Below are 13,591 nucleotides of genomic sequence, written 5' to 3' on the forward strand. Positions count from 1 at the left end.
GACCGATCTCGCAACGTCACAATGAGATAACTCCTGAGAATCCGTCCTCAGGCGCACCATTCTGCGGATCTCGCGCGGCCGATCCGAGGTGATCAGCGGTTGATTGCCCCCGGCGAGTTCGAGATTTGCCCTGCATTTTGGCAAGGTGGAACGTCGGCATGGCGCCGGGTCCACCGGGACCCCGGCCCTCGCCCTGCGGGTCTCGCCGCGCCTCGGCGCGCGACCCGCGGGTCGCTGGGGGTCGCGCACAGCGCCGCCGCGCAGAACGTGACGGAGGTGGAAGTCGCATGAGTGCGACCGCAACCCGGACCCCGGGAGCACACTCGCCCGCGGTCCGGGTCGAGAACGTCTACAAGGTCTTCGGTCGGCGCCCCCAGAAGGCGGTCCGCCGGCTCGAGGAGGGTGCGAGCCGCGACGACGTCAAGGACCTCGGTACCGCGGCCGTGATCGACGTGAGCTTCGACGTCGCGCCCGGCGAGATCTTCGTCGTGATGGGCCTGTCGGGCTCGGGCAAGTCGACGCTGATCCGCATGATCAACGGGCTGTGGACCCCCACGGCGGGGCACGTCCGGCTGGGTGACGACGACCTCACGGCCGTCACGGGCTCGCGCCTGCGCGAGCTGCGCCGGACGCGCGTCTCGATGGTGTTCCAGCACTTCGCGCTGCTCCCGCACCGGACCGTCCTCGAGAACGCCGCCTACCCGCTGGAGATCCAGGGCGTGGCGAAGGCCGAGCGCCGCGAGCGTGCGGCCCGCGCGCTCGACCTCGTGGGCCTCGAGGGCTGGCACGACTCGCTGCCGTCGCAGCTGTCGGGCGGCATGCGCCAGCGCGTCGGGCTCGCCCGCGCGCTCGCCGCCGACACCGACGTCCTGCTCATGGACGAGGCGTTCTCGGCTCTCGACCCGCTGATCCGCCGGGAGATGCAGGAGCAGCTCATCGAGCTGCAGCGCACCCTCGGCAAGACGATCGTCTTCATCACGCACGACCTCAACGAGGCCATGCACCTCGGGGACCGGATCGCCGTCATGCGCGACGGGCGCGTCGTCCAGATCGGCACGCCCGAGCAGATCCTGTCCGAGCCGGCCGACGACTACGTCGCCCAGTTCGTGAACGACGTCGACCGGACCCGTGTCCTCACGGCCGCGTCCGTCATGACCCCGACCGGCGAGCCCGACGTCACCGCCGCCGGCTCCGCCGCGGCCCCCACGCCCGACGGCGTCCCCGTGGTCGCGGAGGACACCCCCCTCGCGGAGCTGTTCGCCCCCGCGGCCGAGAGCGACGTCCCGCTCACGGTGCACGACGACGCAGGTCACGTCGTCGGCCACATCGACCGCGAGGCGCTGCTCGAGGCGATGGTCCCCGAGCAGGGCACCGCGCCCGAGCCGTCAGCCGTCGAGGACGGTGCACCCGTCCCCGAGCCCGCCGCCGCCACGACGGAAGGAGCGGTCCGATGATCGCCGCAGCACTCTCCGCCGCCACGGTGGCCGTGAACGACGAGACGGGCACGATCGTGCCCCGCATCGACGTCGGCGAGTGGATCAACAGCTTCGTCGACTGGCTGACCACGAGCTTCACGGGCTTCTTCGACGCGATCAAGAACCTGCTCGAGGGCGCCTACGACGGCGTCGACTGGCTGTTCTCGACCCCACCGTTCTGGGTGGTCGCGGTCGTCCTCGCGCTCCTGGCCACCTGGGCCAAGACGTGGCGGCTCGGCCTGACCGTGCTGGTCGGGTTCGTGATCATCGCCGGCGTTGACCAGTGGGACAACGCGATGGACAGCCTCTCGCTCGTCCTCGTGTCCGCCGTGATCGCCCTGGTGATCGCGATCCCGGTGGGGATCTGGGCCGCGCGCAACGACCACGTCTCGCGCGCCGTCCGCCCCGTGCTCGACTTCCTCCAGACGATGCCGGCGTTCGTCTACCTCATCCCGACCGTCGTCATCTTCCTGACGGGCGACGTCCCGGGCATCGTCGCGACCGTGCTGTTCGCGCTGGCGCCCGGCGTCCGGTTCACGGAGCTCGGCATCCGCCAGGTCGACTCGGAGGTCGTGGAGGCCGGCCGTGCGTTCGGTGCGACCGACCGCCGCATCCTGCGCCAGATCCAGATCCCGCTCGCGCTGCCGACCATCATGGCCGGCGTCAACCAGGTGATCATGCTGTCCCTGTCGATGGTCGTCGTCGCGGGCATGGTCGGGGCCGGCGGGCTCGGCGCGGACGTCGTGGCCGCGCTCCAGCAGATCGACATCGCGCTCGGCTTCGAGGCCGGCCTGTCGGTCGTGATCCTCGCGATCTTCCTCGACCGCGTCACCTCGGCGCTCGCCGGCCGCGCCCCCGTCTCCCGGGCGCTGGCGAAGGTCCGCGCCTGACCCCGACTGCGTCGTCGGGCAGGCGCACCGCGCCCGACGACGCACCCTCCCCCTCCCGTCCGGTCACCACCGACCGGTCCCCGACCCAGGCGGGCGTATGCCCGCCGAAGGAAGGAAAACCCCTGATGTTCACCGCACGCCGCACCCGCTACGCCGCGGCCACCGTCGCCGTCTCCGCCCTCGCGCTGAGCGTCGCCGCCTGCTCGTCCGACGACGACGCGTCGGGCTCCGGCAAGTCCGGGTCGTCCGGCGACAAGACCGTCTCGATCGCGCTCCCGCCCGCCGGCTGGGACGAGGGCACGGCCGCGTCGTACGTCATCAAGAAGATCCTCACCGAGCAGGGCTACGACGTGAAGACGCAGTCAGCCGACCTCGGCATCATCTTCACCGGCCTGGCCGGCGGGAGCTACGACATCTACGCCGACACCTGGCTGCCGACCACGCACGCCGCCTACATGAAGAAGTACGGCGACAAGCTCGAGGACCTGGGCACCTGGTACGACAGCGCCAAGCTGACGATCGCCGTCAACGAGGACTCGCCCGCGCAGTCGATCGAGGACCTCAAGAAGGACGCGAAGGACTACGACAACAAGCTCGTGGGGATCGAGGCGGGCGCGGGCGAGACCGGGGTCGTGAAGAACGACATGCTCCCGGGCTACGGCCTCGACGACCTGAACTTCCAGACGTCGTCGACGTCCGCGATGCTCGCGTCGCTCAAGAGCGCCGAGCAGAGCGGCAAGAACATCGCCGTGACCCTGTGGCGTCCGCACTGGGCCTACACCCAGTTCAAGATCCGCGACCTCGAGGACCCGAAGGGTCTCATGGGCGACGCCGAGCAGATCCACGCGTACGCGCACAAGGGTTTCGCGGCCGACCACCCGGACGTCGCGAAGTGGATGAAGAACTTCAAGCTCACCGACGACCAGATCGGTGAGATCGAGAACCTCATGCGCAACGACGACCGGTTCACCAACGACCCCGAGGGCGCCGTCGACGCGTGGCTCGAGAAGAACCCCGACTTCGTCCCCGGTGTGCTCGGCGACGCCGCGACGTCCGGTGCGACGAAGACGTCCGGTGCGACGAAGACGTCAGGCTCCTGAGCGGCAGCACCCCGCACGACGGCGCGAGGCCGGCACCCCACCGGGTGCCGGCCTCGCGTCGTCGTGAGGTCAGCCGGCGTCAGCCGTTCTTGGATGCGCGGTAGCCCGCGGCACGTGCAGCCGCCGTCGTGGTGAAGCAGATCTCCGGCTTCGTCCGGCTGTACCAGCGTCCGCCGGGCACGTGGTAGATGCCGCTGTCGGCGTTGCCCTTGATCGGAGCCCAGCTCGGGCAGTTCCACTCGCTGATCGGGGCCGTGTGGCTCGGGCGCTTGCCCTGCTTGATCACGAGCTTCTGGGTGAGCGACTTCGCCTTGAGCTTCGACCAGACCTTCGTCGTGGTGGTCTGCTTGGCCAGGTAGCTCTTCTTGAGGTCGGCGCCCGGGTTGAGGACCGCGCTGAACGGCTTGCTCGTCTGAGGCACCACGCGCGTGGTCAGCTCGTCGAGGTTGTCGCCGAAGCCCCAGTAGGTGCCGTCGCCCATGTCGAAGAGTGTGAGCGACTCCTTGCGCGCGCCGTCGAAGCGCGACGACGTGCAGCTCGCGGTGACGTCGAAGTCGCCGTAGCCGTCCGCCACGACCGACGTCGGGGTGCAGGTCACCGTCACGTCCGTCCCGAAGGCGACGCCGACCTTCTTCCTGCTGACGGTCTTCGTCGTCGTCCTGAGGCTGTAGGTCTTGAACGTGGCCCGCGTCGTCACCCGGTACGTCCCGGCCTTGAGCTTCACGGACGTCTTGTTCTTCGCGACGGTCTTGGTGCCGTGCTTGACCGTGAGCGTCTTGGTCTTGACCACGACCCTGCCCGACGCCGACACGCGCGGCTTGATCGTCGCCTTGCCGCCGTAGGGCGCGGTCTTCGACGCGATCTTGGCGCCGGTGACCCGGGCCGTCGGGGTCGTCGCGGCTGAGGCCGTCGTCGAGACGACGGCCGATCCGGACACGAGGAGGCCGCCGACGAGGGCGGTGGCGAGCAGGGCGCGGAGCGAGCGCATCGAGAACTCCTGGGACGTCCGGCCAGAGGCCGGTGCGTGGACGAGACGCCCGATCGTACGGCTCGGTCGGGCCCGGGGCGTGTCGCACAACGGCCATCCCGGGCACCCCCGGGCCGACGTCACCCGCGAATTCACCCGCGCGGACGCCCGGAGGCCGGCACCCGCGACGGGTACCGGCCTCCGGCGTTCGGCAGTTCGGCTCAGCGCTGGGTGAGGTACTGGCTGACCGGCTTGGTGCCCGACGCGTCGGTCACCTTCCACACACCGGTCCGGGCGGTAGCCGCCGGGACGGGGACGGTGGTCGTCGCGACGAAGTCGTACACGCCGGCGGTGGCGAGCGACTTGGCCGTGACGGTCGCCGGGTAGGTCGTGCCGCCGACCACGAGCGCGAAGGTGAGGTCGTTGGTCTGCGCGTGCAGGTCGGCCGGGATGCCCAAGAAGGTGCTGGTCACCGTCGTGGGGTTGTCACCCGTCACGACGGTCGGACCGCCCTTGACCTCGGTGTCGAGCGTGACGAGCCAGCTCGTGAGGAGCGCCATGCCGTCAGGCCCGTACGGGTCCTGGAGCGAGGAGTCCACGATGACCATGGAGTCGTCGCTGCCCACCCGGCCTGCGATGTTCGACACGACGACGCGGTAGTCGTCGTGGGTCTTCGTCGTCGCCGTGAAGCTGTAGCTCGACCGGGTCGCGCCCTTGATGGAGTGGTACTCGTAGTCGCCGTCAGCCGAGTCGTCGACGTACTGCCACTGGTAGTGCAGGCCGATGCCGGAGGCCTTGACCGCCAGCGTCACACGGGAGCCGCTCGCGACCTGCTGCCCCTCGATCGGCTGCTTGGTGATCCTGGGCTTCGTCACCACGGTCAGACGCGCAGCGGTGGAACCGACGCGCCCGGCCTTGTTGTGGACGAGGACCCGGTACCGGTAGCCGCTCTTCGCGGCGGTCGCGGTGAACCGGTACGTGGACCGGGTCGCGCCGGCGACCCTCGTGTAGGTGGTCTTGCCGGGCGCCGCGACGTACCACTGGTAGGCGAGCGCGTTGCCGGTGGCACGCACCGCGAACGTCGCGGGCTTGCCGGTGGCCACGGTCGTCGAGCGGGGCTGGCTGGTGATGTGCGGCGTGACCGCGACGGTCACGCGCGCGGCGCGCGAGGTCGCGGAGCCGTGGGAGTTGCGCACGACGACGCGGTACCGGTGGCCGTTGTACGACGGCTTCGCGACGAACGAGTGCGACGCGTGCGTGGCGTGCGCGATCTTCGTCCAGCGGGTGCCGTCGGTGCTCACGTACCAGCGGTAGGTGAGGCCGAGACCGGTCGCCCTGACCTTGAAGGTCGCGCGCTGGCCGGACGCGACGACGACGGACGACGGCTGGGACGTGAGGTGCGGCTTGGCTGTCGTGCTGGCCGCGAGCGTCGTCGACGACGCGACCTGCGGGGCCGCGGTCGACGCCCCCGCGGGGACGACGACGCCGGCGACGGCGACGGCCGCGAAAGCGGCGACGGCGGCGGCACGGCGGCCACGGGGCATGAGGCGATGCATGGATCCTCCTGGGACGAGAACGGGTGAGCAGCGTGACCGTCTGGACGTTCGTGGAGGACCCGCCAGGAGGTCGCGCGAGAACGTAGCACGCGCGGGCAGACGTCAGGTGTCGTACGCCGTCGCGATCGACTGCTCTGAGGCCTCGCGGACGAAATTTCACCCATCGCGGCTCCGGCGCCGGACGACGGCGGCCGCAGGGCTTCCGGAAATCGGTTGCCGGTGCTAACTTACGGGTCAGCCCGTATCCCTTCGGTGGCGCACAGCGCCCGTCCTCCTTTCTCCTGACGCTTCCCGGGCGAGAACACCGAACGACTCGTGACGCCCGCGCGCGGCCCGCGCGCACCCTCGTTCATCTCCCTGGAGGACGCGTGAAGCTCCACCGTTCCCTGGCCGTGCCCCTGGTCACGGCCCTCGCCGCCGGGCTGTCGATCCCGGCCCTCGCCGGCGGTGCCGTCGCCGCCGACGGCGAGGCCTCGCCCGCCGCGACCGTCCCGATCCGGCTCGTCGACACGTCCGGCTTCGTCGAGAAGGCGGCCTTCGACGCCGCCTGGGGCTCCACGTCCCCGGTCCTCTACACGGGCGAGTCCCACGACGGCGGCACCGTCGCCTTCGACGACGGCGCCGTCCGCTTCAGGACGACGTCCACGTCGAGCCAGGCGTTCGGCCTCGTCCCGGTGCACGTCAAGCTCGCCGACGCCGCCGAGGCGCCGAGCATCAAGGCGGACGGCAGCGCGATCGGTCTGCAGCTGCGCGGCGACACGGACGGCGACGGGGAGTACGACGCCGCCGAGTACTTCACGCTCGTCGCCGTCGGGTCGGACGAGTGGACGCTCTCGCGCTCCTCCGGGTCCGAGGCCGTGGCCGCGGACCCCGGTGCCGGGCATCACACGTTCGCCGAGTGGAAGGCCGCCCTGGGCGCCGCGACGATCCAGGACGTCGGCGTCTCGCTGGGGTCCGGCTCCGAGGCAGGCTCCGCGCTCGTCAGCTCGCTGACGTTCGCCGGCACGACGTACACGTTCCCGGGTCCGGACGCCTTCGCCTCCACGACCGTGAAGATCACGGGCACGGTGGCCGTGGGCTCGAGGGTCACCGCCGACCTCACGGGCTGGAGCCCCGCGCCTGCAGCGACGTTCCAGTGGAACCTCGACGGGTCCCCGATCACCGGCGCGACCACACCGTCCTACACGCCCCGGGCCACCGACCAGGGACACGACCTGTCGGTGACGGTGAACGGTTCCCTGGCGGGGTACACCGACGCGACCAGCACCACCCCCGGCACGAAGGTCGCCGCCGGCACCCTGACCGTGCCCACCCCCACCATCACGGGGACCGCGCGCGTCGCCGCCACCCTCACGGCCCACCCGGGCACCTGGACCACCGGCACCAAGCTCTCCTACCGGTGGAACCGCAACGGGAGCCCGATCTCCGGCGCGACCAGGACCACCTACCTGCTCGGGTCGGCCGACCGCGGCACCAGGATCACCCTCACCGTGACCGGCACCCTCACGGGGTACACCACCGCGTCCAAGACCAGCACGGCGACGGCCACGATCGGCTACGCCGCCTTCACCCGCGCCACCACCCCCACCATCACCGGGACCGTCCGCGTCGGCAACCCCGTCAAGGCCTCCGTGGGCACCTGGTCCCCGGCCGCGACCTTCACCTACCAGTGGAAGCAGAACGGTCACCCCATCACCGGGGCCGCCCGCTCGACCTACACGCCGTCGTCGGCCTACCGCGGCCACAAGCTCACCGTGACCGTCACCGCCAAGCGCGCCGGCTACACGACGGTCACCCGCACCAGCGCGGCCAAGTCCATCGGCTACGGCTACCTGTCAGCCCCCGCCCCCAGGATCACCGGCATCCACCAGACCGGCCACACCCTGCGTGCGACCGCGGGCACCTGGAAGCCGTCGGCGCACCTGACCTTCCGGTGGAAGCGCAACGGCGTCTCGATCAAGGGCGCGACCCACACGACGTACGTCACCACGTCGTCCGACCGCGGCAAGAAGATCACCGTCACCGTGACGGGCACCCGCACCGGCTACACCACCCGGTCGCGGACGAGCGCCCCGGTCTACGTCACCGCGCCGTTCAAGCGCACCTACGCGCCGACGATCACGGGGACGACCCGCGTCTACTCCACCCTCACCGCGCACGTGCGAGCCTGGTCCCCCACCGCCCGCTTGTCCTACCAGTGGAAGCGCGACGGCAAGGCCATCCCCGGTGCCACGCACTCGACGTACAAGCTCGCGGCCGCGAACTACCACCACCGCATCACCGTCACCGTGACCGGCCGTCGCGGCACCTACACGACGACCAGCCGCACCAGCACCCGGACCGCCGTCATCTACGGGCCGAAGGGCGTCACCACCCCGAAGATCACCGCCCAGCCGCAGCCGGTCGTCGTGAACGCCGAGACGACGACGTCGTTCTCGGTCAGGGCGACGGGCGGGTCGCTCCACTATCAGTGGCAGTACTCGGACGACTACGGCGACTCGTGGAAGACCCTCGCCGGAAAGACGTCGTCCCGGCTGACCGTCGTGGCCCACTCCATCGTCGACCTTCGGCGCTACCGCGTCGTCGTCAAGAACGTGGTCGGGACTCGCGCGAGCAGCCCCGCGATCCTCTTCGTCAACTCGTCGCGGTCCCACCCGTTCATCGCGAACCAGGTCTTCCAGCTCGACAGCTACCTCGCGGTGGTCGGAAAGTCCTCCTGGGTGGAGGGCGCCTACGGCGACCGCTACCTCGCGGCGCCGGCCCAGGTGTGCGCGTTCATCGACGCGCAGGCGACCGCTCCGTGGCTCGACCTCGACGTCGCGTTCGTCGGCGGGAACGGTCACGTCTACGACGACACCGCGTGGGAGCAGACCGACGACGTCTACAACGCGGCGTCCCTCGACGGTGACGGCTGCGCGTCGTTCACGCTCTACGCGAGCGTCCCGTCGTCCGCGGTGTCAGGCGGTACCTGGCGCATCACGGACACCAGCTACACGACCTACCGCCAGTACGTGCGCTGGTACTGACCGGCGCGCACCGTGAACCGGCGGCTCGTCGCTCGTCCCGAGCGGCGGGCCGCCGTCGTGGACGGGTCCTGCGACCCGGTACTCTCGACCGACCACGCCGCACATCCGCGGCTCACAGCATGCTCTGGGGGGATCCATGCGCCTGCGGCGCCGTACCACCGTGCTCACCTCGACTCTCGTCGCGGGTGCGCTGACACTCACGCTCGCCGGTCCGGCACACGCCGACGGCGCCGCCCCGCATCCGAACCCGACCGGTCTGCGGTCGGCGACCGACGGGCACCGCGACGACACGCTCCCGTACGCGCCGCGCTCGACGCCCCCGGCGTCGTCGTCGACCCTCCCGACGCCGCTCCTGCGGTCGGCCGTCCCCGACAGCCTCGGCGCCGCGACGTCGTCGACGGCGGTGCACCAGCTGGACGTCGTGATCGTCGACCCGAGCAGCACGAAGAAGAGCTCGGCGACGACGGCGGACGTGACGTCGCTCGTGCACGAGGTCTCGTCGTACTGGGCCGGCCAGTCGGCAGGCCGGGTGACGTTCCGGGTGAAGACGGTCCAGCGGATCACGAGCGGGGCGACCTGCAGGACGAGCGCCGGCATCACCTCGATGTGGAAGGCCGCGTCGCTGAAGGTCGCGAAGAAGGACTGGTGGGCCGGTGGCGCACCGGACACCGGCATCCCGGCGCGCGAGCACCTCGTGGTCCTCTACCCGTTCGCGTCGGGCGACCACTACGGCGCGACGACGTGCGACCAGACCCTCGGCCTCGGCACCGTCCCGGCCAAGGCCGGCATCGGCAACAACGGTCTGACGTTCGCGCTCTTCGGCTCGACCGACGCCACGGTGAACCACACGACGGGCCCCGAGTTCTACACCTCCCGGCAGTCGCTCGCCCACGAGCTCGGCCACAACTTCGGGCTCCAGCACGCGAGCGCCTGGTGGTGCTCGAGCGGCCGGAACGACGGCGCCTACCGGTCCGCTCCGTGCTCGATGCTCAACTACCAGGACCCGTTCGACGTGATGGGCGCGGGCTTCGGCGACAAGGGCGTGCCCGCGCTGTCCGGTCCGCAGAAGCTGCGCCTCGGCCTGCTGTCCACGTCCCAGCACCGCTCCGTCGCCGACACGTCGACCGTCACGCTGCGGCCGGTGCCCCAGAGCGAGACCGGCGCGCCCTCAGGCCTGCAGGCCGCGCAGGTGAAGGACCCGTCGACCGGTGAGGTCTACACCGTGGAGTACCGGCCGAGCCTGCCCGGGGTCTCGTTCCCGGGCGTGCCGTCGCCGTTCGGCACGTATGCCTGGGACGACTTCCCGACGTGGCGGTACACGATCGGGTACGGCGTCCGCGTGCTCCGCCTCGCGCCCGCCGACGTCGACTACACGGACGGCACTCAGGCGTGGACGAAGTACGAGCAGTCGCTCGTCCCGTTCGGCCCTGTGACGAACCGGACGTCGTACGTCCCCGCCGGCCAGACGTTCACCACGCGGAGCGGCAAGGTCTCCATCCGGGTCGCGTCCCAGGGCTCGACCGCGACGGTCGCGTTCGTCGTGCACCGCAAGGCGCGGCTGTCCCTGTCGCGCTCGGCGACGTCGCAGCGCTACCGCCAGACCGCCGTCCGGCTCACGGCGCGCACGGCCACGACGAACGGCGCCGTCCCCACGGGCACGGTCACGTTCAAGGACGGCTCGAAGGTGCTCAGGACCGTGACCACGTCGAGCACGGGGGTCGCGTCCTACCTCCTGCCCAAGACCCTCAGCATCAAGACCCACACGATCACCGCCACCTTCACGCCGGGCGCCGCGACGAAGGCACGCAACGTCGAGGCGGCGTCGGCGAGCGCCCGGGTCGCCGTCACCAAGGCGTACTCGTCCATCGGCGTCCGCCTCGCCCACACGACGGTGCACAAGGGAGCGAAGCCGAGGCTCGCCGTGCGTCTGACGGTGCGCGGCTACTCGGGTCCGACGGGCGTCGTCCGCATCTACGAGAACGGCCACAAGGTGAAGACGGTGACGATGTACGCGTCCCGCAAGGGAGCGTTCACCGTGACGCTCCCCCGGACGACGCGGAAGGGCACGATCAAGATCGTGGCCAAGTACAGCGGGACCTCGACCATCCTGCCGAGGAACAGCGCGACGCTGAGGCTCCGGGTCATCTGACCCGGTACCACAGCGTCCGGAACGTAGTCTGTGGGACGTGCCAGTCCTCCCCATCAAGGTCGCCGTCTTCGGAAGCTGCGTGAGCAGGGACGTCTTCAACCGGCGCTTCTCGCCGAACTACAAGGACCTGTTCGACTGCGTGCTGCTCTCGAACCAGTCGACGGTGGTCGCGCAGACGAGCCCACCGATCGACGCGTCGACGGTCGACCTCTCGGGGATCAAGGACTGGGAGCAGAAGCAGGTCGCAGCCGACCTGACCCGCTCGTTCGTGCCGAGCCTGCGCGAGGCGCAGCCGGAGTACGTGATCGTCGACTTCTTCGGCGACGTGCACTTCGGCTGCGCCCTGCTGGACGACGGCGTCGTGACGCGGAACCGGTGGAAGATCGTCCACACGCCGTACTACAAGGAGACGTGGCGCCAGGACCTCCCGCCGGACGCACCCGAGTACATGGACCGGTGGCTCGACGCGAGCCACCGGTTCGCCGACACGATCCGCGAGGCGGTGCCGGACGCGAAGATCGTCCTGCACGAGGCACGCAACGCCACGCACTACCGCACCGACGAGGGCGACCTCAAGCCGCTGCACGACGTGCCCAAGATCAGGCGCATGAACGAGCGATGGGCGCGGATGAACGACCACTTCCGCCCGCTCGCGGACCACGCCGTCGACGTGTTCACGGACGAGACCGTGAGCTTCGCCGGCCACCCGTGGGGCAAGTTCCCCGTCCACTACGAGCTCGACTACCACGCCCGGTTCCTGTCGCGGCTGAGCGCGGTCGCGCTGCACGACGCCCGGGCGTCGAGGCCGGACAGCCGGCAACGGGTGGGACGGCGGCTCGGCCTCGTGCGGGCGCGGCGACGCACGGGGAAGCGCGCCTCCGCCTGACCGGAGCAGCCCCTCCGGTCAGGCGGTCACCGGCTCAGATGACGCCGAGCGCCAGCATCGCGTCCGCGACCCGCGTGAACCCCGCGACGTTCGCGCCCAGCACGTAGTCGCCCGGGCTGCCGTACTCGTCGGCGGTCTCGAGGCAGCGGTCGTGGATGCCGCGCATGATCTCCTCGAGCCGACGCTCGGCGTACTCGAACGTCCAGGAGTCGCGCGACGCGTTCTGCTGCATCTCGAGCGCGCTCGTCGCGACGCCGCCCGCGTTCGCGGCCTTTCCCGGAGCGAAGGCGATCTTCGCCTCGGTGAACACCTTGACGGCGTCGGGCGTGGAAGGCATGTTCGCGCCCTCGGCGACCACGGTGCACCCGTTCGACACGAGGGCGCGCGCCTCGCGCTCGCCGATCTCGTTCTGGGTCGCGCAGGGCAGCGCGACGTCGCACGGCACGTCCCACACGGAGCCGCCCGCCACGTACCGGGCGCCGGGTCGCGCGTCGGCGTACTCGGAGATCCGGGCGCGGCGGCTCTCCTTGACGTCCTTGAGGAGCTCGAGGTCGATGCCGGCCTCGTCGACGACGTAGCCGCCCGAGTCGGAGCACGCGACGACGGTCCCGCCGAGCTGGTGGATCTTCTCGATCGCGTACGTGGCGACGTTCCCGGAACCGGAGACGACGACCTTGCGCCCGTCGAGGGACTCGCCCCGCGAGCGCAGCAGCTCGTCGACGAAGAACACGACCCCGTAGCCGGTGGCCTCGGGACGCACCAGCGAGCCGCCCCACGTCAGGCCCTTGCCGGTGAGCACGCCGGACTCGTAGCGGTTGGTGATGCGCTTGTACTGCCCGAAGAGGAACCCGATCTCGCGTCCGCCGACACCGATGTCGCCCGCCGGGACGTCCGTGTACTCGCCGATGTGGCGGTACAGCTCCGTCATGAAGGACTGGCAGAAGCGCATGATCTCGCCGTCGGACCGGCCCTTGGGATCGAAGTCCGAGCCGCCCTTGCCGCCGCCGATCGGCAGGCCGGTCAGGGAGTTCTTGAAGATCTGCTCGAAGCCGAGAAACTTCACGATGCCCAGGTACACGCTGGGGTGGAACCGCAGCCCGCCCTTGAACGGGCCGAGGGCGGAGTTGAACTCGACCCGGAAGCCGCGGTTGATCTGGACGACGCCCTGGTCGTCGACCCACGGCACCCGGAAGATGATCTGCCGCTCGGGCTCGCAGAGCCGGCGGATGACCTGCGCATCGACGTACTGCGGGTTGCGGTCGAGGACCGGGCCCAGGCTCGACAGCACCTCGTGCGCCGCCTGGTGGAACTCCGTCTCGCCCGGGTTCCGTCGGACCAGCTCGTCGTAGATCGGCCCGAGCCTGTCGTCGATGACCGTCACGTGTCTCACTCCTCCTCGCGGCCGTACGGTCGCGTCGATCGCGGGCACCGCTCGTCGTCCACGCACCGATACGCACAGACGGATGCCCCGGACACCATAGCCAGGGCACAGCGAGGGGCGCCGTGACGTCTCACACGGCGGAGGACCCGCGTGTGAGGTCA

At 70.6% G+C, this 13,591-nt stretch carries 9 protein-coding genes; 6 read left to right on the forward strand and 3 right to left on the reverse strand.

Features of this window, described 5'->3' with window-relative positions; all coding sequences use genetic code 11:
- Positions 1–287 precede the first annotated feature (287 nt).
- The 3 genes from ACFT5B_RS04180 (at position 288) to ACFT5B_RS04190 (ending at position 3,465) form a co-directional block, all read left to right on the forward strand.
- Positions 288–1,454 carry a glycine betaine/L-proline ABC transporter ATP-binding protein gene (locus tag ACFT5B_RS04180; protein WP_386796719.1) on the forward strand — a complete coding sequence of 389 codons (1,167 nt, stop codon included), beginning with the start codon at positions 288–290 and terminating at the stop codon, positions 1,452–1,454.
- On the forward strand, positions 1,451–2,365 hold the full coding sequence (locus ACFT5B_RS04185) for an ABC transporter permease (protein WP_386796720.1): 915 nt from the start codon (positions 1,451–1,453) through the stop codon (positions 2,363–2,365). Before ACFT5B_RS04180 ends, ACFT5B_RS04185 begins: the two co-directional genes overlap by 4 nt.
- A 125-nt stretch (positions 2,366–2,490) precedes the next feature.
- Complete coding sequence (locus tag ACFT5B_RS04190) at positions 2,491–3,465, forward strand: glycine betaine ABC transporter substrate-binding protein (protein WP_386796721.1); 975 nt, start codon at positions 2,491–2,493, stop codon at positions 3,463–3,465.
- Positions 3,466–3,544: 79 nt separating this feature from the next.
- Here the strand turns inward: ACFT5B_RS04190 and ACFT5B_RS04195 are convergent, their stop codons facing one another.
- Both ACFT5B_RS04195 and ACFT5B_RS04200 read right to left on the reverse strand, forming a co-directional pair.
- Complete coding sequence (locus ACFT5B_RS04195; RefSeq protein WP_386796722.1) at positions 3,545–4,453, reverse strand: hypothetical protein; 909 nt, start codon at positions 4,451–4,453, stop codon at positions 3,545–3,547.
- Between the two features lie 200 nt (positions 4,454–4,653).
- The gene (locus ACFT5B_RS04200; RefSeq protein WP_386796723.1) at positions 4,654–5,988 is read right to left on the reverse strand and encodes a hypothetical protein; all 1,335 of its coding nucleotides are present in this window, start codon (positions 5,986–5,988) and stop codon (positions 4,654–4,656) included.
- A gap of 368 nt (positions 5,989–6,356) precedes the next feature.
- On the opposite strand from ACFT5B_RS04200, the gene ACFT5B_RS04205 reads away from it, so the two are divergent.
- From ACFT5B_RS04205 to ACFT5B_RS04215, 3 genes are all read left to right on the forward strand, one after another.
- The gene (locus tag ACFT5B_RS04205; protein WP_386796724.1) at positions 6,357–9,014 is read left to right on the forward strand and encodes a hypothetical protein; all 2,658 of its coding nucleotides are present in this window, start codon (positions 6,357–6,359) and stop codon (positions 9,012–9,014) included.
- A 160-nt stretch (positions 9,015–9,174) separates the two neighbouring features.
- A complete protein-coding gene (locus ACFT5B_RS04210; protein ID WP_386796725.1) occupies positions 9,175–11,163 on the forward strand; it encodes an Ig-like domain repeat protein in 1,989 nt (662 codons plus the stop codon).
- A 37-nt stretch (positions 11,164–11,200) separates the two neighbouring features.
- Positions 11,201–12,049, forward strand: coding sequence for a DUF6270 domain-containing protein (locus ACFT5B_RS04215; RefSeq protein WP_386796726.1), 849 nt, complete (start codon positions 11,201–11,203; stop codon positions 12,047–12,049).
- 34 nt (positions 12,050–12,083) lie between these two features.
- Here ACFT5B_RS04215 and gdhA read toward each other — a convergent pair whose 3' ends face one another.
- Positions 12,084–13,421, reverse strand: a complete 1,338-nt coding sequence (gdhA, locus tag ACFT5B_RS04220; RefSeq protein ID WP_386796806.1) for an NADP-specific glutamate dehydrogenase — start codon at positions 13,419–13,421, stop codon at positions 12,084–12,086.
- Between the last annotated feature and the right edge of the window lie 170 nt (positions 13,422–13,591).

Source organism: Luteimicrobium sp. NPDC057192 (genome assembly GCF_042670205.1).
Lineage (GTDB): Bacteria > Actinomycetota > Actinomycetes > Actinomycetales > Cellulomonadaceae > Luteimicrobium.